Annotated in this window: 23 protein-coding genes; 7 read left to right on the forward strand and 16 right to left on the reverse strand. The window is 60.8% G+C overall.

Annotation, left to right across the window (positions count from 1 at the left end):
* From FJQ89_RS01835 to FJQ89_RS01875, 9 genes are all read right to left on the reverse strand, one after another.
* On the reverse strand, window positions 1–741 hold the full coding sequence (locus FJQ89_RS01835) for a class I SAM-dependent methyltransferase (protein WP_141168800.1): 741 nt from the start codon (window positions 739–741) through the stop codon (window positions 1–3).
* Between the two features lie 17 nt (window positions 742–758).
* Window positions 759–1,880, reverse strand: coding sequence for an FkbM family methyltransferase (locus FJQ89_RS01840; RefSeq protein ID WP_141168801.1), 1,122 nt, complete (start codon window positions 1,878–1,880; stop codon window positions 759–761).
* Between the two features lie 39 nt (window positions 1,881–1,919).
* On the reverse strand, window positions 1,920–2,162 hold the full coding sequence (locus FJQ89_RS01845; protein ID WP_141168802.1) for an acyl carrier protein: 243 nt from the start codon (window positions 2,160–2,162) through the stop codon (window positions 1,920–1,922).
* Window positions 2,163–2,183: 21 nt separating this feature from the next.
* Window positions 2,184–3,335 carry a Gfo/Idh/MocA family protein gene (locus tag FJQ89_RS01850; RefSeq protein WP_141168803.1) on the reverse strand — a complete coding sequence of 384 codons (1,152 nt, stop codon included), beginning with the start codon at window positions 3,333–3,335 and terminating at the stop codon, window positions 2,184–2,186.
* Between the two features lie 3 nt (window positions 3,336–3,338).
* Entirely contained in the window at window positions 3,339–4,892 is a 1,554-nt protein-coding gene (locus FJQ89_RS01855; RefSeq protein WP_141168804.1) for a class I adenylate-forming enzyme family protein, read from the reverse strand.
* Window positions 4,889–5,569: an acetyltransferase gene (locus FJQ89_RS01860; protein ID WP_141168805.1), complete on the reverse strand. Its 681-nt coding sequence runs from the start codon at window positions 5,567–5,569 to the stop codon at window positions 4,889–4,891. Before FJQ89_RS01860 ends, FJQ89_RS01855 begins: the two co-directional genes overlap by 4 nt.
* Window positions 5,566–6,708, reverse strand: coding sequence for a DegT/DnrJ/EryC1/StrS family aminotransferase (locus FJQ89_RS01865; protein WP_141168806.1), 1,143 nt, complete (start codon window positions 6,706–6,708; stop codon window positions 5,566–5,568). The genes FJQ89_RS01860 and FJQ89_RS01865 overlap by 4 nt, the downstream gene beginning before the upstream one ends.
* Window positions 6,705–9,275, reverse strand: a complete 2,571-nt coding sequence (locus tag FJQ89_RS01870) for a tetratricopeptide repeat protein (RefSeq protein ID WP_168208331.1) — start codon at window positions 9,273–9,275, stop codon at window positions 6,705–6,707. The genes FJQ89_RS01865 and FJQ89_RS01870 overlap by 4 nt, the downstream gene beginning before the upstream one ends.
* 262 nt (window positions 9,276–9,537) lie before the next feature.
* A complete protein-coding gene (locus FJQ89_RS01875; protein WP_205704554.1) occupies window positions 9,538–11,214 on the reverse strand; it encodes an electron transfer flavoprotein-ubiquinone oxidoreductase in 1,677 nt (558 codons plus the stop codon).
* 251 nt (window positions 11,215–11,465) lie between these two features.
* On the opposite strand from FJQ89_RS01875, the gene FJQ89_RS01880 reads away from it, so the two are divergent.
* Window positions 11,466–12,242, forward strand: coding sequence for an SDR family oxidoreductase (locus tag FJQ89_RS01880; RefSeq protein WP_034752351.1), 777 nt, complete (start codon window positions 11,466–11,468; stop codon window positions 12,240–12,242).
* Window positions 12,243–12,272: 30 nt separating this feature from the next.
* On the opposite strand, the gene FJQ89_RS01885 is transcribed toward FJQ89_RS01880, so the two are convergent.
* Window positions 12,273–12,839, reverse strand: a complete 567-nt coding sequence (locus tag FJQ89_RS01885) for a LuxR C-terminal-related transcriptional regulator (protein WP_099759549.1) — start codon at window positions 12,837–12,839, stop codon at window positions 12,273–12,275.
* Window positions 12,840–12,986: 147 nt separating this feature from the next.
* On the opposite strand from FJQ89_RS01885, the gene FJQ89_RS01890 reads away from it, so the two are divergent.
* Window positions 12,987–13,688: a CoA transferase subunit A gene (locus FJQ89_RS01890; RefSeq protein ID WP_141168808.1), complete on the forward strand. Its 702-nt coding sequence runs from the start codon at window positions 12,987–12,989 to the stop codon at window positions 13,686–13,688.
* A gap of 20 nt (window positions 13,689–13,708) precedes the next feature.
* Window positions 13,709–14,359 (forward strand): CoA transferase subunit B, encoded by a 651-nt coding sequence (locus FJQ89_RS01895; RefSeq protein WP_071077802.1) that lies wholly within the window; start codon window positions 13,709–13,711, stop codon window positions 14,357–14,359.
* Window positions 14,360–14,418: 59 nt separating this feature from the next.
* Here FJQ89_RS01895 and FJQ89_RS01900 read toward each other — a convergent pair whose 3' ends face one another.
* Together FJQ89_RS01900 and FJQ89_RS01905 are read right to left on the reverse strand one after the other, a co-directional pair.
* The gene (locus tag FJQ89_RS01900) at window positions 14,419–14,829 is read right to left on the reverse strand and encodes a DoxX family protein (protein WP_141168809.1); all 411 of its coding nucleotides are present in this window, start codon (window positions 14,827–14,829) and stop codon (window positions 14,419–14,421) included.
* 235 nt (window positions 14,830–15,064) lie between these two features.
* Window positions 15,065–16,402 (reverse strand): dicarboxylate/amino acid:cation symporter, encoded by a 1,338-nt coding sequence (locus FJQ89_RS01905; protein WP_243136359.1) that lies wholly within the window; start codon window positions 16,400–16,402, stop codon window positions 15,065–15,067.
* A 226-nt stretch (window positions 16,403–16,628) separates the two neighbouring features.
* Here FJQ89_RS01905 and FJQ89_RS01910 point away from each other — a divergent pair, with 226 nt between their 5' ends.
* Genes FJQ89_RS01910 through FJQ89_RS01920 form a run of 3 tightly spaced genes read left to right on the forward strand, consistent with a single transcriptional unit; the run spans window position 16,629 to window position 20,192 of the window.
* Window positions 16,629–17,510, forward strand: a complete 882-nt coding sequence (locus tag FJQ89_RS01910) for an alpha/beta fold hydrolase (RefSeq protein WP_071077799.1) — start codon at window positions 16,629–16,631, stop codon at window positions 17,508–17,510.
* Between the two features lie 46 nt (window positions 17,511–17,556).
* A complete protein-coding gene (locus FJQ89_RS01915) occupies window positions 17,557–17,907 on the forward strand; it encodes a RidA family protein (protein ID WP_099759545.1) in 351 nt (116 codons plus the stop codon).
* A 32-nt stretch (window positions 17,908–17,939) separates the two neighbouring features.
* The gene (locus FJQ89_RS01920) at window positions 17,940–20,192 is read left to right on the forward strand and encodes a RelA/SpoT family protein (RefSeq protein WP_141168811.1); all 2,253 of its coding nucleotides are present in this window, start codon (window positions 17,940–17,942) and stop codon (window positions 20,190–20,192) included.
* A gap of 140 nt (window positions 20,193–20,332) precedes the next feature.
* On the opposite strand, the gene FJQ89_RS01925 is transcribed toward FJQ89_RS01920, so the two are convergent.
* The 3 genes from FJQ89_RS01925 to FJQ89_RS01935 all read right to left on the reverse strand — a co-directional run bounded on the left by FJQ89_RS01925 (window position 20,333) and on the right by FJQ89_RS01935 (window position 22,943).
* Window positions 20,333–21,283 carry a cation diffusion facilitator family transporter gene (locus FJQ89_RS01925; protein WP_141168812.1) on the reverse strand — a complete coding sequence of 317 codons (951 nt, stop codon included), beginning with the start codon at window positions 21,281–21,283 and terminating at the stop codon, window positions 20,333–20,335.
* A gap of 117 nt (window positions 21,284–21,400) precedes the next feature.
* Entirely contained in the window at window positions 21,401–22,276 is an 876-nt protein-coding gene (locus tag FJQ89_RS01930) for a pirin family protein (RefSeq protein WP_141168813.1), read from the reverse strand.
* A gap of 67 nt (window positions 22,277–22,343) precedes the next feature.
* Window positions 22,344–22,943 (reverse strand): FMN-dependent NADH-azoreductase, encoded by a 600-nt coding sequence (locus tag FJQ89_RS01935; RefSeq protein ID WP_141168814.1) that lies wholly within the window; start codon window positions 22,941–22,943, stop codon window positions 22,344–22,346.
* 112 nt (window positions 22,944–23,055) lie between these two features.
* On the opposite strand from FJQ89_RS01935, the gene FJQ89_RS01940 reads away from it, so the two are divergent.
* Entirely contained in the window at window positions 23,056–23,961 is a 906-nt protein-coding gene (locus FJQ89_RS01940) for a LysR family transcriptional regulator (RefSeq protein ID WP_141168815.1), read from the forward strand.
* 17 nt (window positions 23,962–23,978) lie between these two features.
* On the opposite strand, the gene asd is transcribed toward FJQ89_RS01940, so the two are convergent.
* Window positions 23,979–24,827, reverse strand: a complete 849-nt coding sequence (gene asd, locus FJQ89_RS01945) for an archaetidylserine decarboxylase (protein ID WP_141168816.1) — start codon at window positions 24,825–24,827, stop codon at window positions 23,979–23,981.
* Window positions 24,828–25,028: the final 201 nt, after the last annotated feature.

Below are 25,028 nucleotides of genomic sequence, written 5' to 3' on the forward strand. Positions count from 1 at the left end.
TTATTGTGTGAGCAGGTGCTTGAAGTTGCCATTCAGTATAAAGGCCAGCATGGTATTTTCAACATGGATCACGGCCCGGTCGCCACTGAAATCATCGACAAAGCGGGTCACGTCGCCATGGATCTTCGAGCGGTAGTCGTGCCACAGGATAACGGAGTCAGGCTTGGCCATGGCCAGTGCGTTGGCGGTATCGATCGTCACCGTCTCGTAATCATGGCCGCCATCGATGAAGATGAAATCGAATTGACCGCTCAATTGCTGCGCTTGCGGATCGAGCTTGCGGCTGTCCAGGTGCAGGCGGGTAATTGCGGACTGGACGTCGGCTGGCGCGCGGTCGATGTAGAACGCGCCTTTTTCCGCAAACTGGCGGCGCAGGTAATTGTCGTTTTCCGTGTCATTTTGCAGGATCAGGGCGGCCGTGTCGCCGCTGACGGCGGTCAGGTCGATCTCGGCAGGCGGCAGGTCCAGCGTGGTGACATGGGCGCCGGGCGGCGCGTTGCTCGCCAGTAAAACCGAGGTGGCGCCCATGTAGGTGCCGAATTCAAAAAAAGCCTGCGCCCCGGTCAGCTTCGCAAGGCTGACCAGGATCGAGCTTTCCAGCAGCGTCATGCCGCCGATGGCGCTGCTGGGGATGCTGACGCTGAACATGATGTTTGCGTCGGGAAAGGTCGTTTCAACCTTCTGGAAAAGAACTTTGGGGCGTATCGCGCTGACCTGGGGGGCGCTGGTGGTGGTAGGCATGATGGATCCTGTTATTGTTAAGCTGCTGATTCCGCGGTGGTTTGAGCGGTATTGCGGCGTGGCACGAAGTACATGATCGTTTCCGACCAGCCCTGCGTGTAATGGCGCAAATACAGGTCGTAGTCCTGGCGGATGCTGGCGATATAGTCGGGAATGCGATGGAAATCGGCGGCGCTATGGTAGACGGAAATGGCCAGCTTGGGATGCTCGTCGCGGATATGGCGCTGCGAGCCGGCCAGGGCCTGCATTTCCCAGCCCTCCAGGTCCATCTTGATGAAACTGACTGCCTGCGTGATGGCCAGGTCGAGGGTGGTTACCTCGATACTGCTGGAGCCGGCCGCACTGACTGCGCTGGCCGAACCTGCATCCGGATTGAACCACAAGGTACCGGCCTGGTCGGAAATGCCTTGTTCGATGAAGCTGATGCCGTGCCGCTGCGCCAGGCGCGTTTTTGCGTCCTGCATGTTCTTCGCTGACGGTTCGAATAGGAACACGGCCCGGTAGTCGGGATAGCGTTCGCAGAACAGCTCGGTCGTATCGCCGTCGAATCCGCCGGCGTCGACAAACACTTCGCCCGACAAGCACAGGAAGTCCTCGAAATACTGCTCCGAGAATCGCACCTCGTAGCTTGCCATGTGGCGCGGATCGGCAGTGAGCCGGTATTGCACCACATGGTCGAAGACCGCCCTTGACTCCTCATCGGCAAATTGGGCGCGCAAGTGGTCCCAGCGGGGACGGTTGGCGGCGACATCGGCACGCATTTGCGCGACGAAGGCGGGTACCGGCACCAGGTCGGGACGCGCTGCCAGCAGGTCGGCATAGCTGAGCCTAGCCTTCACCGGCTGCTGCGCCAGCTTGCGGGCGGCCGCAACCGGTGCAATCGACATGGCGCAATTGACCACCATGGCATCGGACGGGAGTTGCTGCATGGCGATGACCGGCTTGCCATGCCATTGCGTGCCACTGGCGCCGTCGTCGACGATGCCGTCAATCGGGATGTCCAGCGTCGACAGCAGGGCCAGCGCATGTTCATTGCGTCCCAGCAGGAAGCGCGGCGCGCTCACCAGGGCCGATAGAAACGCCTGTGCCTGTTCTTTCGCGACGGCGTGCCGCGTGATCGGTATTGCTGTAGCTGACATGGTTAATCTCCGTGCATGGGATGCTCGATGTGCATCTCTTCAGGCGGTTTTGTTGTCGATCAGGGCAAGCAAGCCCCGCACCGAGCGGAATTGTTGCGACTCGATATCATCGTCGTCCAGGGTGATATCGAAGCGCGCTTCCAGTTCCAGGATGAACTTGATGATGGCCATCGAGTCGATGATACCGGCGGCAAGGAAGTCGTCGTCGTCGGTGAAATCAGCAGGCAACGGTGATTTCCTGGCCAGCAGGGTGAGGATGAATGCACGGATATCGTCTTGCATGGTGTTGCTTTCTTTGTGGGTTCAGGCCTGGATGGTTTCCCAGCGGCGGCTTTGCGAGGATGCGACCATGGCTTCCAGGAAATGCATGCCTTCCAGGGCCAGTTCCGCACTGTACACAGCGCCGCCCTGCCATGGCAGGCCTTGTTGAAATTGCCTTACTCCAACGGCTATATCGCCGTACAAATTGGCGAAGGCTTCGATGAAACCCGCCGGGTGGCCGGCCTTGAAGCGGTTGTAGCGCAGGGCGTTGGTGACTTCGACCTGGCCTGCCCGGTCGATGATCTCGCGTCGGCCGTCGACATGCGACAGGGTCAGTTCCTCAGGTTGTGCCTGATACCACTCGGCAGCAGCCAAGTCGCCATAGATGCGGATGCGCAAGCCGTTGCGATGGCCCAGCGCCGACTTGCTGAACCAGAATTGGCCTTGAATGTTGCCGCTGTACTGGCACAGGCAGCCCGCGTTGTCGACCACCCCGGCGAACCAGCCATAGTGATTCTGGTCCGATACCAGTTCCAGCGGCTTTTCGCCTGTCAGGTAGGCTACCATCTGGTGCAGGTGGACGCCGAGATCCAGATGCAAGGTCGGGATGGCGCCATCGGCCAGTCGCCACGCCTGCGGTGTCGGCTTGTTGCCCCTGGCGTCGACGCGGACAAAGCCTTCCTGCGGCATTTCGGCCTGGAAGTGCAGGATCTTGCCCAGTTTTCCATCGCGGATCTTGCGCTCGAGTTCGCGCAACATCGGATAGCCAGCATAGTTATACGTCACTGCCAGGAAGGCCTGGTGTGCGTCGCGTACGGCGATGATCTGGCGCGCCTGCTCACTGCTGACGGCAAGCGATTTTTCGCAGATGACGGCGATGCCGGCACGCATGCAGGCCAGTACGCTGTCGACATGTGACGGGGTCGGGGTCAGGATCACGACAGCATCGATGTTGCCCTTTTCGCTGGCCAGCAATGCTTGCCAGGTGTCGTAGATGCGTTCCGGATGGACGCCGTACACCTGTCCGCTTTCCTGGTTGGACTCGGCATGGCGGCTGAAGCAGCCAGCCACCAGCGTCCACAGCCCATCCATGGCGCTCGACACAAAATGTGAATAGCCAACGGCGGAACTGCGCGAGCCGCCGATAAACGCCAGCCGCAGCGGTGCCAGGGGCACTGTGTTTGTATTTTCCATGTTCTATTCCCGCTCCGGGGAGCTTGCGTATGTCTGGACAAGTTGAAATTTCATCAGTTTGCCCATGCTGTTTTTCGGTAGCTGCTCAACAACAAAAAAGCGCCGCGGCTGCTGGAAGTCCGCCAGCGCATGGGCGCAGTGAAAGCGCAGCTGGCGCAGGTCGAAGCTGGCGGGATCGCTGGCGACCAGGGCCACGGCCACCACTTCGCCCAGCCTGGCGTCGGGAAAGGCAAAGGCGGCGCTTTCCGTGACGGAACCGTGCGAGCCGATCGCTGCCTCGATGTCCGCAGGATAAATATTGATGCCGCCGCTAATGATGACGTCTTTTTTTCGTCCCAGAAAGTACAGATAGCCGTCTTCGTCCAGCTTGCCGATATCGCCGGTACGGAAATATTCGCCACACATCGCCGCGCGGGTCAATTCGGGCAGTTGAAAGTAGCCGCCAAACAACATGGTGGTCTTGCAGACGATTTCGCCAGCCTGGCCGGACGGCAATTGCTCATCGTTTTCACCCAGGATGCGCAGTTCGACCCCGGGCGCAGGTCGGCCCACCGATTGCAGTTTGGTGCGCGCCGCATTGCCATCGAGATTGGTGGCGATAGCGATTTCCGAGGCGCCATAGCATTCATGGAAATCGCAGGAAAAGCGCGCCAGCAGATCGATTTTTACAGCGTTTTCCAGCAGGGCCGACGATGACACCAGGCAGCGCAAGCTGCTGACGTCGTGTTCGTCCTGCGCCATGTGGGCGGCAATCTGCTTGAGTTGTGACGAGACCGCAATCGTGAAGCTGACCTGTTGCGCCTGCACGCAGCGTAACCAGGCCTGGGCCGAGAAATGGGGCATCAGCACGGCGCTGCCGCCGGTCAGCAGTGGCAGCAGTACCAGGCGCTCGGCCAGGGAGTGATACAGCGGCGTGGCGGCCAGGGTGCGATCCTGCGCCGTGATGCCGTAAAGCTGTACCGCCGCGCGTAGACGGTTGAGTTTGGTGCGCTGGGTCAGCACGATGGGCTTGGGGCTACCCGTCGAGCCGGAGGTCATGGTCAGGATCAGGGCGTCATCTGCCCGGCCCGCGTACAAAGGCCGTGCATCGGCCGGCGCCGCCTGCAGCAGCTGCTCCAGCGTGATGGTGCCGGCGCCGGCGGCATCGATGCTGAGCCAACACCCATGCACAGCGTCGCTGCCTGGCTCTGCGCGCAGGGCCGCCAGTTGTGGTGACGTTGACACCAGGTGCCTGGCCTGCGCTGCCTGCAAGGAGTGCAGGGCGACCGCCGGCGGCAAGGCCGGACTGAGCGGTACCAGCCCGGCGCCAAGGTCGGCGGCCACCAGTATCAGGGCAACAAATTCCACATTGTTGGGCAAGATGACGCCGATCTGGTCGCCGCGTCGCACGCCGTTGGCCGCCAGCGCGTTCGACCAGCGCGCCACCAGTTGCGCCAGCGTCGCGTAACTGATTTCCCGGCCTTCGCAGGCAAGCGCGATTTTTTCCGGCGTGGCTGCGGCGTGGGCAAAGAAAATACCGCTGATGCTCTCCGGTACTGACTCTCGAGGCTGCATCATTCCTGTCCCGCCATGCCGGAAAATTTAAGGAAGGAACTGCTTTTCAGGCGGAACAGCTGGCCCGCTTCGGACAGGTAGACCTGGTCGTCGAGGGTGTCCCGGTTGATCAAGGTATTGGCGGCAATGAAATTGCGCGCACCCAGCCGCAAGCCGTGCGCGGTCGAGGAGTTGACGCCGAAAAAGCAGGCGTCACCAATGCTGCAGCCACCTGCGATAGCGATGCCGGCGTTGATCCAGTTGTAGGCGCCGATCACGCAATCGTGGCCGAGATTGACGTTGCTCGAAATAAAAGTGCCACGTCCGATGCGGCAGCCGGGATGGATAGACACATGGTCCAGGATGATGCAGCCGTCCTCGATCAGCACGTCATCGTGACGCAGCACGGAGGCGTGCACAAAACTGGCCAGGTGGTAGCCTTTTTCCTCGGCTTCGCGGTGCTTGCGCGCCCGTAAGGCATTCATTTCCAGGAATCCCACCGCGATCAGCATATCGTGCTCATCGGGTGGCAGCTGCAGCGCAACCTGGCTGAATGGCAGCAATGGCAAGCCCAGGAAGCTGGTCGTGGCGTCGTCGATACAGGCATCGTCGACTGTGAAGGCGACAATGTCCATGCTGTGGCGTGCGTAGGAATATAACAGTCTGGCAATGGCGCCATTGCCGTAAATAATGGTTTTCATGATGGCTTGGTCATGCAACTTGCCAGGCGAATGACGTCGACTACGCGATCTTGCTGCTCCGCCTGCAGCTCGGGATAGATCGGCAGACAGATGACCTGGCTGGCCACTTCACCAGCCAACGGCAGATTCGCGCGGGCTGCCGAGGGCATGTTGCGGTACATTGGAAAATCGCTGATCAGGGGATAAAAGTAACGGCGTGCAATGATGCCGGCCTGGCGCAAGGTGTCGAACAGGGCATCGCGCGACAGGGCGTAGCCCGGCTGCACCAGAATCGGGAAGTACGAGTGGTTGGCGCTCGTCTCGGGCGCATCGGGCGGGCAATAAATGCCGGCGATGCCTGCCAGCTGTTCGCGATAGCGGCGTGCAACCTTGCTGCGTTCGCGCAGCGCGGTGTCGATGTTTTTCAACTGCAGCAGCCCGAACGCGGCGCTGACCTCGTTCATCTTGCCGTTGATGCCGGCCGCGACCACCGTCACTTCATCGATAAAGCCGAAGTTTTTCAGATGGTCGATATGGCGCTTCATCTTGGCGTCGCTGCAGACGATGGCGCCGCCTTCGAAGGTATTGAATACTTTGGTCGCGTGAAAGCTCAGTACCGACAGGTCGCCATGCGTGAGCAGGCTGTTGCCCTGGTAGTTGACGCCGAATGCATGGGCCGCGTCATAGATCACTTTCAATCCATAATTGGATGCAATTTCATCGATCGCAGCGACGTCGCATGGCCTGCCGTAGCAGTGCACGGGCATGATGGCGGTGGTCTGTGGCGTGATCGCCGCTTCGATTTTCCTGGGGTCGATATTGAAGGTGCCTGGTTCAATATCGACAAATACGGGCTTGATGCCATTCCATAGCAGGGAGTGCGCAGTGGCGACGAAGGAATATGGCGTGGTGATCACTTCTCCCGTGATACGCAGCGACTGCAAGGCGGTCATCAGCGCCAGGGTACCGTTGGAAAACAGCGAAATGTATTTCACACCCAGATAATCGGCCAGCGCCTGCTCCAGCTGGCGATGGAAAGGCCCGCCGTTGGTGAGAATCTTGTTATTCCAGATCTGCTCCAGGTAAGGAATAAATTCCTCCAGGGGCGGCAGCGTGGGCTGTGTAATGTAGACAGGCGTATTTTTATCTTCTTGGGTCATGGTTGACCTTCCTCTTGCGGTTCCCCAACAATACCGCTACTTGTCGCTTCAAAACTAGCCGGCATCACTCCCGCACACCAGCGTTGCCACATATGACGCAGGGCGACTTCCAGCCCCTGGGCAATCTCGTCCGGCCGCCCGCTGGCCGCGTTGCGCATCCGTTCGCGCATTTCCTTGCGCATGCCGGCAAGCCGGCCGGGATCGCTGGCGTGCGCCACTCCTTTGGCGAGGAAATCTTCTTCTCCGTAGGCGATGAAATCCTGTAATCCCGCATGCGACAGGATGGCGGCACTGACGTAGCCTGGCAAGGTGGAACCCACCATGGTCAGGGTGGGCACGCCCATCCATAAGGCGTGAAAGCCGGTGGTGCCGCTGGTGTACGGGTAGGTGTCGAGGCAGAGGTCGACCTGACTGTGCAATGCCAGGTAGTCGTGCATATTGGTGTAGCCATGAAACGTCAGCCGCCCGGCGTCGATGCCCTCGTGGGCAAACCACGAACGCAGCTTGTCGCTGGCCTGCTTGTTGGGCATCGCTGCGAGCAGCATTTTTGCCTCTGGCACCATACGCAACAATGCGGACCAGCGGGCGATGACTTCGCGGCTCAATTTGCCCGCCCGGTTAAAACTGCCAAAAGTGATGTAGCCATTTTCGCTCGCCGGTGCCGGGCTGACCTCCGGCGCTTCGGGATATGGCAGAAAAGGCGCGGTAGCAGGCAAGCGCACCAGCTTCTCGGTGAACTGGTCGTCAAGTTCGCCGGGCGGTGAAAAATAGCGATCCGTCAGAAAATAATCCATCGCCTGCAAACCTGTCGTCCCTGGGTAACCGATCCAGGTAAGTTGCAACGGTGCCGGCTTGCGCGCGAAAGTGGGCAGGCGATTGAAGCCGGTATGGCCCGACAGGTCGATCAGGATGTCGATCGCGTCACTGGTGACCAGCTGCGCCAGTTCCGCATGGCTCAGTTTTTCAACCTGGCGCCAGACCGCGAACAGGCCGTGCAGGTGCCGGCTGACATGGTCATCGTGAAAGCTGTTGGCGTAGGCCACGATTTCCACTTGCCGGGATTGGCTCAAGTATTCGAGAATGGGCGTGATGAAATGGGCTACCGCATGGTTATACAAGTCGGCGGAAACGAAGCCGATACGCAGGCGGCGCTCGGGATCGCGCGTGTTGCCGTGCTGCGGCCAGGAGGCGCGCAACGGCGCCTCGAAATGCTCGGCATAGCGGACATGTTCCGCAAACAGGGATGCAGCATCGAGATCCTGGCTATGCGTCAGGTAGAACAGCAGGTTGCTGTGCAATTCATCCCAGTCCGGATTGATCTTCAGTGCCTTGCGGCAATGCACGATGGCTTGGTCGATACGGCCCAGGCGGTTCAATGCTGCACTGATATTGACATACGCCCGGCGGTGATGCGGATCGAGTTTGACCACGGTTTCAAAACTGTTGACGGCTTCGCTCAGGCGGCCCATCTCCATCAGGCAAGTGCCCAGGTTGACATGCGCGGCGGTCGATTTTGGCCCCAGCTTCACGGCGCGGCGGCAGCTTTCCAGCGCGGCTTCCCGCTGTCCCATATCGTTCAGGGCGGCGGCGATATTGCTGTGGGTGACAGGATTGTCCGGTGCCAGCAGGGCCACTTGCCGGAACGACGCCAGCGCCGCCTCCAGTTGGCCGTCTTCCTGCAGGGCCATGCCGAGGTTGTTGAGGGCGTCGATATTATCGGGTTCCAACAGTAGCACCGCCTGGTAGATGGCGATGGCTGGCTCCTTGCGCCGGGTTTCACGCAACAGGTCGGCGTAATGCAGCATGGGTGCGGCGAGCGAGGCGTCGAGCGCGATCGATTGCCGGTACGCGCTCTCGGCATCGGCCGTTGCGCCGAGCGCATGCAAACTGCGCCCCAGGCCATGGTAGTGTGCCGCGTTTGCCGTCGGCAACGCCGTGGCGCTGCGATAGCTGGCCGCCGCCTGCGCATTGCGATCCAGCCGGAACAGCACATTGCCCATGCCGCCATGCGCCATGGCGTTTTCAGGATCTATCTCCAGCGCTGCTGCATAACTTTGCAGTGCCGCATCCGGCCGGTTCAGGGCGACGTGCACGTCGCCGAGCTTGCGATGAATGTCGGCTGCGCCCGGTTCCAGTGTCAGCGCCTGGCGATAGCTCGACTGCGCCGACTGAAATTGTTGCTGCGCCACCAAGACATCGCCCTTGCCACGATGCGCCATGGCCAGTGCGGGATCGATCTCCAGCGCGCCGCCATAGCATTCCGCGGCTTCCTTCAGATGCCCTTGCGCTTGCAGCACGTCGCCCAGGCGGCTGAGCGCTTCGGCAAAGGCTGGCGCCAGTTCCAGGGCGCGCATGAAATACGGCATGGCCAGGTCGGGATGGCCGCCATCCATATGGGCATTGCCCAGGTGCAGATGGGCTTCGGCGTCGTCGGGTGCCAGTTCCACCGTCTTCTGCAGGGCTGGCAAGGCGTCCTTGCCCTGCAGCCGCAAGGCCATGCCCAGCACGCTCCAGGCCAGCGCCGATACGGGGTAGGCGTCCACCATGGCGCGTGTCGCCTCCTCCATTTGGACCTGCTCACCGCTTTCATACAGGCGCACGATGTGATCGATTTCCTGTTGACTCGGCTGTTGAACGTCGCTCGGCGGCGATGTTGCGGGATCGGTAGCGTGCATGAGAGGAGGGGAGAGTGTATGCCACCTTCAATTGTAACGGTTGGCAGTGCTTTATAGAAACATCTTCTTCAGAAAGTTCAGTTTGAAAAAAATGGCGTGGACATCTTGCGACGCCCACGCCATTTTACATAGCAGCTTGCCAGGAATCAGCAGTTTACATATTCGGATAATTCGGTCCGCCGCCGCCTTCCGGCGTCACCCACACGATGTTCTGCGTCGGGTCCTTGATGTCGCAGGTCTTGCAGTGCACGCAGTTCTGCGCATTGATCTGCAGGCGCTCGGCGCCGTCCTCATTCTTCACGAACTCGTACACGCCGGCAGGACAGTAACGCGCTTCCGGCCCCGCATACATGGCCAGGTTGACGTCGACGGGCACACTGGCGTTCTTCAACGTCAGGTGGATCGGCTGGTCTTCCGCGTGGTTGGTGTTCGAGATGAAGACGGACGACATCTTGTCGAAGGTCAGCTTGCCATCGGGTTTCGGATACGCGATCTTTTTCGACTGGGCCGCCGGTTTCAGGCATTCGTGGTCGCCATGCGTGTGGTGCAGGGTCCATGGCGCCTTGCCGCGGAAGAGCATCTGGTCGACGGCCGTCATCAAGCTGCCCAGGTACAGGCCTTTCGACAGCCAAGGCTTGACGTTGCGCGCCACGTGCAGCTCTTCATGCAGCCAGGATTGTTCAAACGCGACAGGGTAGCTGGCCAGTTCGTCGTGCTGGCGCTGTTCGCCCAGCGCGCCGAAGGCCGCGTCCGCCGCCAGCATGCCGCTCTTGATGGCGGCGTGGCTGCCCTTGATGCGGCTCATGTTCAAAAAGCCCGCATCGCAGCCGATCAGCGCGCCGCCGGCGAACACGAGCTTTGGCAGCGATTGCAGGCCGCCGGCCGTGATCGCGCGCGCGCCGTACGAGATGCGCTTGCCGCCTTCGAAGAACTTGCGGATTTCCGGATGCGTTTTATAACGCTGGAATTCCTCGTATGGCGACAGGTACGGGTTTTCGTAGTTCAGGCCCACCACATAACCGACCATGACCTGGTTGTTTTCCAGGTGGTACAGGAAGGAGCCGCCATAGGTCTTCGCGTCCAGCGGCCAGCCGGTGGAGTGGATCACCAGGCCCGGCTGGTGCAGGGCAGGGTCGATTTCCCACAATTCCTTGATGCCGATGCCGTACGATTGCGGATCCTTGCCGGCGTTGAGGTCGTATTTGGCCATCAATTGCTTGCCCAGGTGGCCGCGCGCGCCTTCGGCGAACAAGGTGTACTTGGCGTGCAATTCCATGCCCAGCTGGAAGTCGGGACCCGGTTCTCCATCGCGCTTGACACCCATATTGCCGGTTGCCACGCCTTTCACGGAGCCGTCGTCGTTGTAGAGGATTTCCGCGGCAGGGAAACCGGGGAAGATTTCCACGCCCAGGTTCTCCGCCTGCTGGCCCATCCAGCGCACCACATTGCCCAGCGAGACGATGTAGTTGCCATGGTTTTCAAAGCAGGCCGGCACGGCGAAGTTCGGCGTTTTATACGCTTTGGTTTCCGTCAGGAACAGGATGCGGTCTTCCGTCACCGCCGTGTTCAGGGGCGCGCCCAGTTCTTTCCAGTTCGGTATCAGTTCGCTCAGCGCTTTCGGGTCCATGATGGCGCCGGACAGGATATGCGCGCCCAGTTCGCCGCCTTTTTCCAGCACGCAGACGGACACTTCCTGGTTTTTTTCAGCGGCCAGCTGTTTCAGGCGGATGGCCGCCGCCAAGCCTGCGGGGCCGCCGCCGACGATCACCACGTCATACTCCATGGTCTCGCGCGGTCCGTACTGTTCAACTAAGTTATTAGGCTGTGTCATGGTCTCGATTGTTAGTCACTAAATGGGTGGGTGAGGAATCTTCGGATAAATTTAAGCACGAGTGTGCTTGTTTTTGGCGAGGATTGCAACTTTGGCGCCATTTTGCGTGACATTGCCCCTCGCCGCAATCTAAATCCAGCCATTTTGTGTAATGATGGCGTTTACCTTTGCTCAAGTGTGACGCGGGGTATTTTGCCCCTGTGCCAGTGGCACGGTGTAAAGTGTTGTCTAAAATAAAACAGGAGTAGCTCGTGGGCATAGAAGTCAATTTCGAGGGCAAGATTGCCCTGATTACCGGCGCATCGAGCGGCCTCGGCGCGCGCTTTGCGAAAGTGCTGGCCCAGGCCGGCGCACAGGTCGTGCTGGCGTCGCGCCGCACCGAACGCCTGAAGGAATTGCGCGCCGAAATCGAAGCCGATGGCGGCGCCGCGCACGTGGTGTCGCTCGATGTGACCGACTTCGCCAGCATCAAGTCGGCCATCGCGCATGCGGAAACGGAAGCGGGCCCCATCGATATTCTCGTCAACAATTCCGGTGTCTCCACCACGCAACGCCTGGTCGACGTCACGCCCGAAGATTACTCGTTCGTGATGGACACCAACCTGCGCGGCTCGTTCTTCGTGGCCCAGCAGACGGCCAAGCGCATGATCGCGCGCGCCAAGGGCGACCCGAAGAAACAGCACCGCATCATCAATATCGCCTCGATGGCGGGCTTGCAAGTGTTGCCGCAGATCGGCGTGTATTGCATGAGCAAGGCGGGCATGGTGCACATGACGCGCGCCATGGCCGTGGAGTGGGGCAAGTATGGCATCAACACCAACGCCATCTGCCCCGGCTATATCTCCACCGAGATCAATGAAGATTATTTCGCCACCGAGCAGGGCAAGAAGCTGATCGAGATGCTGCCGAACAAGCGTCCGGGCAAGCCGGAAGATCTGGACGGGCTGCTGCTGCTGCTGGCGGGCGAAGATTCGCACTTTATCAACGGCGCGATCATTTCCGCAGACGGTGGAATGAGCACGTTTTAAGCACCGCGCTGAAACCGGCAGCTGCGGTCCCTAGCGCTGCAGCTGCAGTCCCACCAGCTTGTGCACCAGCTCGGATGAGGTCGCGGCGGCGAATTTGCGCATCAGCTTGGCGCGGTGCATTTCCACCGTGCGCGGGCTGAGGTCGATCTGGCGGGCGATGACCTTGCTGGTCTTGCCTTCCACCAGCAGGGCGGCGATTTCGCGCTCGCGCGGGGTCAACTGGGCCGTCACGGGGCGTTTCTCGCTGACATCCTCAAACGTCCAGATGCCCGCTCCCAGTGGCTGGCCCGGCAGCATGGCGTGGCCCGTCACATGGCACCAGAACAATTCACCATTACTGCGGCGCATGATGCGCTCGTCCGAATAGCGGCCCTTGGTGTTCATGATGGGGATGATGCGGTCACCCGTGCGCAGGAATTCGTCGTGCGTGGGGTAGAGTACTTCGAAGGACTGGTCGTCGAGCTGGGCGCGTGCATAGCCGAACATGGATGCCAGCGCCTCGTTGCAGCTGCGCATGATGCGGTTTTCCGACATGCACATGCCCACGGGCGCGTGCAGGAAGATACTTTCATAATCGATGGCTGACGCGGCGTTCATCTGATACGTATCACTCTCACAGGGGGATTGCCGGCACGGCGCCGGTAGTTCTACGGTATTGTACTTTCCACTCGCGTATTTTATGCTGAGTCGCTGCCTGAGTCATGGACTCAAGACCAAAGCTTAACAAAAGATAGAGGGACACCCATGAATAAAGTTTATCCTGACGCCGCCTCTGCGCTGGCCGGTATCGTCCAAGATGGCCAGACCATCGCCGTCGGCGGCTTCGGCCTGTGCGGCATTCCCGAAGCCCTGATCGGCGCCTTGCGCGATTCGGGCGTGACGGGCCTGACGGCCATTTCCAACAACGCCGGCGTGGACGGCTTCGGCCTGGGTCAGCTCTTGACCACGCGCCAGATCAAGAAAATGATCGCCTCCTACGTGGGCGAAAACAAGGAATTCGCGCGCCAGTACCTGGCCGGCGAACTGGAACTGGAATTCACGCCGCAAGGCACCCTGGCCGAGAAACTGCGCGCCGGCGGCGCCGGCATTCCGGCCTTCTTCACCAAGACGGGCGTGGGCACCATCGTTGCCGACGGCAAGGAACTGCGCGAGTTCGACGGCGAACAATACGTGATGGAACGCAGCCTCGTGGCTGACGTATCGTTGGTGAAAGCCTACATGGCCGACCGCGCCGGCAATTTGGTTTACCGCAAGACGGCGCGCAATTTCAACCCGAACGTGGCCATGGCGGGCAAGATCACCATCGTCGAAGTGGAAAAACTGGTCGAAGTGGGCGAGATCGACCCGGACCAGGTGCACACCCCCAGCATCTTCGTGCACCGCATCGTGGTCAACGCGAACCCGGAAAAACGCATCGAGCAGCGCACCGTGCGCTCTGAAGCATAAAAAAGAATACGGAGATTATCATGGCTTGGACACGTGACGAAATGGCCGCGCGCGCGGCAAAGGAATTGCAGGATGGCTTTTATGTGAACCTGGGCATCGGCTTGCCGACCCTGGTGGCGAACTATGTGCCGGACAATATGGAAGTGTTTTTGCAGTCGGAAAATGGCTTGTTGGGTATCGGCCCGTTCCCCACCGACGCGGAAGTCGATGCCGACCTGATCAACGCCGGCAAGCAGACGGTGACGGCCTTGCCCGGCGCTGCCTACTTCAGCTCGGCTGACTCGTTTGGCATGATCCGCGGCGGCAAGATCAACCTGGCCATCCTGGGCGCCATGCAAGTATCGGAAAAGGGCGACCTGGCGAACTGGATGATTCCAGGCAAGATGGTCAAGGGCATGGGCGGCGCGATGGACCTCGTCGCCGGCGTCAAGCGCGTCGTCGTGCTGATGGAGCACGTGGCCACGGCCAAGGATGGCACGACGTCGCATAAATTGCTGAAACAGTGCGACTTGCCGCTGACGGGCGTGGGCGTGGTGGACGTCATCATCAGCGACCTGGGTGTCATCGACGTGACGGAAAACGGCCTGAAGCTGGTGGAATTGGCGCCGGGCGTGACCAAGGAGCAAGTGCAGGCGGCCACGGGTGCAGAGCTGGATGTTTCCGCCGTGTAAGCGGAACATAAGCGGATTGTCGTATTGAAGCAGGGCGGACAGCGATGTCCGCCTTTTTTTTATGCGCCCGCCTTGCCGCGCAAGCCGTCCAGGCTGCAGGCGCCGGCGCCCGCAGCGGCGAAGTACAGGAAGGTGAAGCAGTACATCACGGCCATTTCGCCGCCGTTCAGGATAGGCAGGAAACCGTTTGGCGCGTGCGCCATGAAATAGGCGGCCGCCATCTGGCCCGACAGGATGAAGGCGACGGGGCGCGTGAACAGGCCCACCAGCAGCAAGCTGCCGCCGACCAGCTCGATGACGCCGGCCGCGCCCATCACGGACAGCAGTTGCAAGCCATCGAACATGGCCACATGCGGCGCGCCGAACAGTTTTGCGGTGCCGTGCTGCAGGAAGAGGAAACCGAGGATGATGCGAAGCAGGCCCAGCAAGCGTGGGGACCAGGTGGCGTAGAGGGCGGGCGAGAGGGACATGGCGTACTCCATTCAAAAAGTGGATGGTTCGGTGTCAGGCTTGCATTAGCGCAATGTCATTATGCGGGAGCCTGGCGGCGAACAGGTGACAGCACTGTAATGGTTTTTTATTCATTGATCATCATGATAAATATTGATGCATGATTTACTACTGGTTAATGATGCGGTAAAACTTGCGCGTAATGAAAAAAGCCCCGCGGATCGCTCCGCGGGGCTTTTCCAGTGAATGAGGCGCTTACTTGACGATATTCACGGCCGGTGCGACGTAGGCGTCGTCGGTCGGGTGGGTGGGATGGGCCAGCTCGCTGTGCAGCTTGTCCATGTCCAGTTCTTTTTCCCATTTCGACACGACGATGGTGGCCACGCCGTTACCGACGAAGTTGGTCAGCGCGCGGCATTCGCTCATGAAGCGGTCGATGCCCAGGATCAGCGCCATGCCGGCCACGGGAATCGTCGGCACTACGGCCAGGGTGGCGGCCAGGGTGATGAAGCCGGCGCCCGTGATACCGGACGCACCTTTCGAGGTCAGCATCGCCACGCCCAGGATGGTCAGTTCCTGCCAGATGGTCAGTTCCGTGTTGGTCGCTTGTGCCACGAACAGAGCTGCCATGGTCATGTAGATGTTGGTGCCGTCCAGGTTGAACGAGTAGCCGGTAGGCACGACCAGGCCGACCACCGGTTTCGAGCAGCCCAGGCGCTCGAGTTTTTTCATCAGGGCCGGCAAGGCCGATTCCGACGAGCTCGTGCCCAGCACGATCAGCAGTTCTTCCTTGATGTACAGCAAGAAGCGGCCGATGGAGAAGCCCGTGTACCTGGCGATCAGGCCCAGCACGACGAAGACGAACAGGAAGCAGGTCAGGTAGAACGAACCCATCAGTTTAGCCAGCGGGATCAGCGAAGCCAGGCCGTATTTGCCGATGGTGAAGGCCATCGCACCGAACGCGCCGACGGGAGCGACTTTCATGATGATGTTGACCATGCCGAAGATGGCATGCGACAGCTCGTCGATCAGCTTGGTGACCGGACGGCCGCGCTCGCCCAGCAGGGACAGCGAGAAGCCGAACAGGATGGCGATCAGCAGCACTTGCAGGATGTCGCCCTTGGCGAAGGCGTCGACGAAGGTCTTCGGGATGATGTTCATCAGGAAGTCCACCGTCGTCAAGCCTTCAGCGTGCGTGTATTGCGCGATCGACTTGGCGTCCAGGTGGGCGGGATCGGCGTTGAAACCGGCGCCCGGTTTGAGAATATTGGCAACCAGCAAGCCGATGGCCAGCGCGAAGGTGGAGACCACTTCGAAGTACAGCAGCGCCTTGCCGCCGACTCTGCCGATCTTCTTGACGTCCTGCATGCCGGCGATGCCGGAGACCACGGTACAGAAGATCACCGGGGCGATGATCATCTTGATCAGTTTGATAAAGCCGTCGCCCAGCGGTTTCATGTCGACGGCGTTCGATGGGTAGAACACCCCCAGCAGCACGCCTGCCACGATGGCGAACAGCACCTGGACATACAGGATTTTATAGAATGGTTTTTTCACGAGTGGTCTCCTCTTGCGGGTTGATGCTGCGATCATCCGCCCATTGCCGGGCCGGCTCAATTGTGGATAACCGCAGATATGCAGTTTCGCTATATCGGGTATTGCGCCATGGCGAAGGTGCCAGTGCTGTGCTGCGGCGCAGCATTTCAGCCGTGCGCTTGGAGCATTGCCCGCGCTGCGCTACACTGCCGTAGCGTCGCGCGCGGGACACCCCTTGGCAGGCAGAAAGCGGTGCTCTTTTTATATCAAATAAGGAATTGGCATGATCGAAGCGAGCATCAAATCCGTCCAGTGCATCTCCCCCGCAGGCTTGCATACCATGTCGTACAAGGAGTGGGGGGCGCCCGACAATCCGAACGTGCTCGTCTGCGCCCATGGCGTGACGCGCGTGGCGGACGACTTCGACAACCTGGCACGCGCCATGGCCAGCGATTACCGCGTCATCTGCCCCGACGTGGTCGGGCGCGGGCGCTCGGGCTGGCTGGCCAATCCGCAGTTCTACCGCGTACCGCAATATGTGAGCGACATGGTGACCCTGCTGGCGCGCGTGCTGGCCAATGGCGAGCGCCAGACGGTGGACTGGTTCGGCACCTCGATGGGCGGCTTGATCGGCCTGGGCCTGGCCTCGTTGCCGGACAGCCCGATCAGCAAACTTGTGCTGAACGATATCGGCCCGACCCTGGCGCCGGAAGCCTTGCAGCGCATTGGCGACTACATCGGCCAGGACTTGCGTTTCGAAACCTTTGAGCAGGGCGCCAGGTTTGTGCGCGACGTGTCCGCCAGCTTCGGCCCGCACACGGACGCGGAATGGCATAAACTGGCGGTGGATGTGTTGCGTCAGGATAAGGATGGCCATTGGCGCCGCCACTATGATATGGGTCTGGCCATGCCGTTCCGTTCGGCCACGCCGGAATCGGCGGCCAGCGACGAAGCCATGCTGTGGGCCGCGTATGATGCCGTGCGCTGCCCCACCTTGCTGGTGCGCGGGTCGGAGTCCGATTTGCTGTCGCACGCGACGGCGCAGATCATGCTGGGCCGCGGCCCGAAGGCGCAGCTGGTGGAAATCGCCGGCGTGGGCCATGCGCCCACCTTCGTGCACGACGACCAGATCGCCATCGCGCGCAAGTTTTTGCTGGGCAAGTAATAATCAGTAACGCTGTACAGATTTTGAAACAACCGAAAGAAGAAGCATGGAAATTACACGACTGCACGTAGGCAAACGCCTCTCCGAAGTAGCCATACACAACAACACCATCTACCTGGCTGGCCAGATCGCCGAAGACACCACACAAGATATCGTCGGCCAGACGCGCGAAGTGCTCGGCCATGTCGACCGTTTGCTGGCGGAAGCGGGCAGCGACAAGACCTGCATCCTGTCGTGCCAGATATACATTGCCGACATGAAAGACTTCGATGGCATGAATGAAGTATGGGATGACTGGGTCGCGTCAAGCCACACCCCGCCGCGCGCCACCGTCGAGGCGAAGCTGGCCAATCCGGCATGCCTGGTTGAAATCGTCATCATCGCTGCAGAGCGCTAGGTTATTCAGTTATTTAGTTTATAAGGCATTACATGGTTTCCATCTCGGCCCCGAATAGCGTCACCTCGGAACAACTGGTAGAGGGCTTGAGTGCGCCGGACAGCGCGCGCGTGCTGGACGCGTTCGCGTATGCCACCGAAGCGTATGGCGACAAGCAGACCTTTGCCGGCCGTTCAGCGCTGGAATTCGCCATCGGCGTGGCCACTACCTTGGCTTTCCTGCGCAGCGATGCGGAAACGCGCATTGCCGGCCTGATGTTCGAGCTGACCCTGCTGGAGCCGGATACGGCGGCCGATATCGAGCCGCGCTTCGGCAAGCAGGTGTGCGACCTGGCGACAGGCGTGCGCCAGCTGATCCGTTTGCGCGCGCTGACCCAGGCGCAGCACGGCAGCGCTGCCGGTCGCGGCAAGAATGCGGCGCAGCAAGCCGTGGCCCAGGTGGAAACCTTGCGCAAGATGCTGCTGGCGATGGCTTCCGACATGCGTGTCGTGCTGGTGCGCCTGGCCGCTTGCGTGACGACCTTGCGTTACTTTGCCGAACTAAAACTGTTCAACGAAATGACGCGCGAATACGGCAAGGAAACGCTGGATTTGTACGCGCCGCTGGCCAACCGCCTCGGCATCTGGCAGCTGAAGTGGGAACTGGAAGACTTGTCGTTCCGCTTCATCGAACCGGAAGCGTATAAACGCATCGCCAAGATGCTGGAAGAAAAGCGCATGATGCGCGAGGGCTTTGTTTCCTCGGCGATTCTGCGCCTGCAGACGGAACTGGCTGCGGCCGGTATTCAGGCCGAAGTATTTGGCCGCCCGAAACACATTTACAGCATCTGGAACAAGATGCGCGGCAAGGAACTCGATTTCACGGCCCTGTACGATGTGCGCGCCTTCCGCGTCATCGTTTCCGACGTGAAAACCTGCTACACGGTACTGGGCGTGGTCCACAATATCTGGACCCCCATCCCGAAAGAATTCGACGATTACATTTCGCGGCCGAAACCGAACGGGTATCAGTCGCTGCACACGGTGGTGACGGCCGAGGATGGCCGCCCGCTGGAAGTGCAAATCCGCACGAATGAAATGCACAGCTTTGCCGAATACGGCGTGGCTGCGCACTGGCGCTACAAGGAAGAGGGCGGCTCGAACTTTGCCGGCCAGAAATACGACGAAAAGATCGCCTGGCTGCGCCAGTTGCTGGCGTGGAAGACGGAAGTGGCCGACGCTGTCGTGGGCCAGGAAGAAATCCAGCGCGAATGGGTGGAAAAGCTCAAATCGGCCACCCTGGACGACCGCATCTTCGTCATGACGCCGCAGGCGCGGGTGCTGGAATTGCCCGTGGGCGCCACGCCCGTCGATTTTGCCTATCACCTGCACACGGACGTGGGTCACCGCTGCCGCGGCGCCAAGGTCGACGGCATCATGGTGCCCCTGAATACGCAATTAAAGAATGGCCAGACCTGCGAAATCATCACAGCCAAGGGTGCGCCGGGTACGGCCGGTCCATCGCGCGACTGGCTGGGCGCCGGCTATGCCGTCAGCACGCGCACGCGCTCGAAGATCCGCGCCTGGTTCCACGCCATCGACATGCAGGAAACCCTGGCCCACGGCCGCGCGCTGGTGGAAAAATCCTTGCAGCGCGAAGGCAAGACGGCCGTCAATCTGGAAGCGCTGGCGCAAAAGCTGGGCTTTGCCAAAGTCGATGAGTTGTTCCTGTCGGTGGGCAAGGATGAATTCAGCCTGCGCCACGTGGAGCAGGCGCTGCACGACAATGGCGAAGTGGTGGTGCCGGAAGACGCCGTGCTGGTGGGAAAAAGCCGCGCTTCCAGCGTGGAGCAGGGCGCCAAGTCCGGCGTGCTGGTGGTGGGCACCGAGGGCTTGATGACGGTGCTGGCCAAGTGCTGCAAACCGGCGCCGCCGGACAGCATCGTCGGCTTCGTCACGCGCGGCAAGGGCGTGTCGATACACCGCGCCACCTGCAAGAATTTCGAGGAAATGCGCGCCAAGGCGCCCGAGCGCGTGATCTTCACGGAGTGGGGCAGCACGGGCGGCCACGATACCGTGTACCCGGTCGACATCTTTATTTTGGCCGGCGACCGCCAGGGCTTGCTGCGCGACATCTCCGAAATCTTTTCGCGAGAGAAAATCAACGTCATCGGCGTCAACACCCAAAGCGCCAAGGGCCAGGCCCGCATGACCTTTACGGCCGAGATCAGCTCGACGGCGCAGCTGTTGAAGGCGCTGAATGTGATTAAAGATGTCAGTGGCGTGTTAGAGGCGCGGCGTAGCTGACGCCTGACCAAACCTACTGCGCGTCGGTACAGGCGGCCTGCGATGCTCACCGTACTAGAGTACGGTTGCGCTTCTCGACCACCTCTACCTTCCGCTCGCTACGGTTTTGTCAGGCGTTGGGATGCTTGTTGAACCTGGTGTTAATGCGTCTTGTCACTCGCATGCAAGCCCGCCATCGCCGCCGTCTCCGGCTGCAAAGTAATATGATCGATGCCATGCTTGGCCAACAGCATCTTCTTGATCGCGCGCAAGACCTTTGGCCAATGGTCGAGGTGTTCGATTTCCACGTGGCCGATCAGGGCCGGCTGGCCCGGCGACATGTCCCACACATGCAGATCATGCACGGCAATCACGCCGTCCACTTGCTCCACGTCCGTGCCCACGGCGATGTAGTCGATGTGCATGGGTACGCCTTCCATCAGGAAGTGATACGACTCGCGCAGCACGCCGAAGGTCGATTTTAAAATCAGCAGCGACACCAGCACGGACAGCAGCGGGTCGATCTGCATCCAGCCCGTAAAGTAAATCACGGCGCCGGCGATGATGGCGGCAACCGAACCGAGCAAATCGCCCATCACGTGCACGAGGGCGGCGCGCGTGTTGACGCTTTGCTTGTCTTTCGACAATACCCACGCCACCACCACGTTGATCGCCAGACCGATGAAGGCGACGACGAAGACCATGCCGCCCTTCACCGGTTGCGGGGCGGAAAAGCGCAGCGCGGCTTCATAGCAGATCCAGCCCACCACGCACAGCATGGCCAGGCCGTTGACGAAGGCGGCCAGCGCCTCGGCGCGGCCGAAGCCGAACGAGTGGCGCGGCGACGGCGGGCGGCGCGCGATGATCTGCGCCAGCAAGGCCAGACCCAGCGCTGCCGCGTCCGTGACCATGTGTCCCGCGTCGGAAATCAGGGCCAGCGAATTGGACAGGAAGCCGGCGATGACCTCGATGCCGGCAAATGACAGGGTCAGCCCCAGCGCCCACGCGAGGATGCTCTGGCTGCGCCCCTCGAACGAGTGGGTGTGCTGGGCGTCGCCCTTCAGGTGGGCGTGCAAATGGGTGGCGTCGTGTTCGGTGTGCGTCGGCGGCATGGAATGCTTTGTGGAATGAGGTTGCCGTCAGTGTAATTGAAAAGCAACAACATAGTCGGCACGTAAAAAAACCTGCAGGCTTGATGGCGCTGCAGGTTTTTCCTTAAGCAAACATTTTTACTGTGCCGCCGTCTCGCCAAACTTGCCTTCACGGAAGTCCTGCACGGCCTGGAACACTTCCGCCTGGGTATTCATGACAAACGGACCGTACTGCGCGATCGGCTCGTTCAAGGGCTGGCCGGCGACGAGAATCACGCGGCCGCCTTGCGCCGCTTCGATACGTACGCCGTCGCTGCCCGGCGTGTTGGCGAAGATCGCCATGCGCAGGGCGGGCACGGCCTTGCCGTCCACCTGCACTTCGCCACGGAAAGTGTAGAGGAAAGCGTTATGGCCTGGCGGCAATGGCTGCTCGAAGCTGCTGCCGGCCGGCAAGTCGATGTCGAGATACAGCGGTTCCGTCAGCTCGCGCTGCACGGCGCCCGTCACACCATGGCTGGCGCCGGCGATCACTTGCACGGCCACGCCGTCGTCCGTCGTGTAGCGGGGGATTTCGGCGCTGGTGAAATCGCGGTACCACGGCGTGCGCATCTTGTCGCGCGCGGGCAGGTTCAGCCATAGCTGAAAACCTTCCATCACGCCTTCTTCCTGTTCCGGCATTTCCGAGTGGATCACGCCGCTGCCGGCCGTCATCCATTGCACGCCGCCCGAAGTCAGCAAGCCTTCGTGGCCCGCACTGTCCTTGTGGCGCATGCGGCCCGTGATCATGTACGAGACCGTTTCAAAACCCCGGTGCGGATGCTCGGGAAAGCCGGCGATATAGTCGTTCGGCTTGTCGCTGGCAAAATTGTCGAGCATCAAAAACGGGTCGAGGCGGCGCTGCAGCTGCTGCGTCAGCACGCGGTTGATCTTCACGCCGGCGCCATCCATGACGGCCTGGCCGGCGATCACGCGCTCGACGCCGCGTGGCTTGTTGACGGTGGTGGTATCGCTCATTGTGTTCTCCGGTTGGGAAGAACGGCGCTCGTGCGCCGCCCCGGTTTGATGCCCATCAATCTTTGACTTACACCAGGATCGCGTTGATTTCGGCGTCCGCTTGCGCCTGCGCCTTGGCCACGGCTTCCGGGCCCATGCCCATGCCTTCCGAATACACGTATTGCACGTCCGTCAGGCCCAGGAAACCGAACATGGTGTTCAGGTAAGGCACCTGGCTATCGTTGGCGCTATCGCGGTGCAAGCCGCCGCGGGACAGGCCCACGTAGACTTTCTTGCCGGTCAGGAGGCCCACGGGGCCGTTTTCCGTGTACTTGAAGGTGACGTTGGCGCGGGCAATCGCGTCGAACCAGCTTTTCAGTTGCACGGTGATGCCAAAGTTGTACATCGGTGCGCCGATGACGATCACGTCCGCTGCTTGCACTTGCGCAATCAGGGCGTCGTCCAGGGCGATGCGGGCCGCTTGCTCCGGCGTGCGCTTGTCGGCCGGAGTGAACAGCGCTTGCAGGGTTGGCTCGTCGAGCACGGGGTGCGGTGCGGCAGCCAGGTCGCGGCGCGCCAAGGCGGCGCCGGGGTTGGCGGCTTGCACGCGGGCAACGATGGCGTCAGCCAAACGGGTCGAGGCGGAACCGGTGCTGCGGGCGCTGGAATTGATTTGCAGGATGTTCATCTTGTTTCTCCGTGTGAGGTGTCTTGCGATGGATGAACTATAGCAATTCCAAAATTGATGCGGAAGCCGTTAAAATGGATAACATTAATCCACTCATGCAACAATCAAAAATATGGATATCGATCCCGGAGATTTGCTGCTGTTCGCGCGCGTCGTCGAGTGCGGCAGTTTTTCGCGTGCCGCCGAGCGCGTGGACTTGCCTAAGTCGACCCTGTCGCGCCGTATCTCGCTGCTGGAAGCGAAATTGGGCGAACGGCTGCTGCTGCGCACCACGCGCAAGCTGGCGCTGACGGAATTTGGCGCCAGCCTGCTCGAACATGCGCGCAAGGTGGTCGAGGAAACGGAAGCGGCCGGCGCGCTGGCTCAGCACCGCCAGGCGGGTCCCAGCGGCTTGCTGCGCATTTCCATGCCGGCCGACTTCGGCGACGCGCTGATGCGCCAGGTGCTGGCCGAGTTCGTGCGCCGCTACCCGGCCATTTCGCTGGAGCTGGACTTGTCGGCGCGCCGCGTGGATTTGCTGGAAGAAAATTTTGACCTGGCCATCCGCATGGGCAACCTGCCCGACGATGCCAGCCTGGCCGCGCGCCGCGTTGCCTTCAGCACCCTGGCCCTGTATGCCTCGCCGCAATACACGAGCGTGCACGGCTTGCCTGAGCATCCCGACGATTTATACGGCCATGATTTGCTCAGCTTGCCGCGCGCCGTGCATGGCCTCGTGCACTGGACTTTGATCCGTGGCAAGACGACGTGGGAGCGCGATTTACCCGTGCGCCTGCTGGCCAATTCGCCGGAATTGCTGGTGCGCATGGCCTGCACGGGCGTGGGCATCGCGGCCAGCACGGACCGCTTTGCCAAGGCCTATGTGGAGACGGGGGAATTGGTGCGCGTGTTGCCGGAGTGGAGTTTCCCGCTGGTCACGGGCTGGGCTGTGTTTCCCGGCCGGCGGCTGATGCCGGCCAAGACGCGCGCATTCCTGGACTTGATGGAGGAAATGTACCGCACGGACGCGCCCGTGTAGGCGCCCATTCCGCTCGCTTACTTGGGTGCGTTGCCCATGACTTCGCCCAGCTGCACGGGGCCGGCTGGTTGCCAGTTTGCATTGAATTGCACGGTGTCTTTCGGGAACAGCATGACGACGGTGGAACCGAGCAGGAAGCGGCCCAGCTCTTCGCCCTGTTTCAGCACCACATTGTCGTTCGCATAGCTCCAGTCGCGCACCTGGCCCGTGCGGGGCGGGTTGACGACGCCGTGCCAGACGGTGGCCATGCTGCCGACGATGGTTGCGCCGACCAGGGTCATGACGAAGGGGCCGTTGGCCGTGTCGAACACGCAGACGACGCGCTCGTTGCGGGCGAACAGGCCGGGAATGCCGCGCGCCGTCGTGGGGTTGACGGAGAATAATTCACCAGGGACATAAATCATGCGCGTCAAGCGGCCATCGCACGGCATGTGGATGCGGTGGTAGTCGCGCGGGCTCAGGTACAGATTGGCGAAGCTGCCGTGTTCGAACTGGGCCGCCAGGGCCGCATCGCCGCCCACCAGGGCCGTGGTGCTGAAGTTGTGGCCCTTGGCCTGGAAGATCTGGTCCTTGTCGATGCTGCCGAACTGGCTGATGCGGCCATCGACGGGGCAGACGTAGTCGGCCTGCGCCAGCGGACGGGCATCGGGGCGCAGCGCGCGCGTGAAAAAGTCGTTGAAGCTCGTGTAGTGCGTGATGTCCGGGTCCAGCGCCTCATCCATGTTGACGTTGTAGCGGCCGACGAACCAGCGGATCAAACGCGTGGTCATGGCGCCGCCTTTGGCGCCAGCGATGCGGCCGGCAAAATTGGTCAACGCTCCTTTTGGAAGCAGATATTGAGGCAAAACGGCAAGACGGTCAGACACGATGGGAAGCCTTTGACGGGGGGATGGGAACAATGGTGAAAACGCATTATAGCGGCGATGTGGCGCGCAATGATATGCGCCGTATGCAAGGGTGCGTATCACAGCCTGCCGCCGAATTTAATTTGCTATAGGAAATATTTTCAGGAAACTGTGCCAGTCGGAAAAAATTGCAGCACAATATAGCGGCCTGTTTTTTAGCAT

Origin of the sequence: Janthinobacterium tructae (genome assembly GCF_006517255.1) — a bacterium.
Classification (GTDB): Bacteria; Pseudomonadota; Gammaproteobacteria; order Burkholderiales; family Burkholderiaceae_D; genus Janthinobacterium; species Janthinobacterium tructae.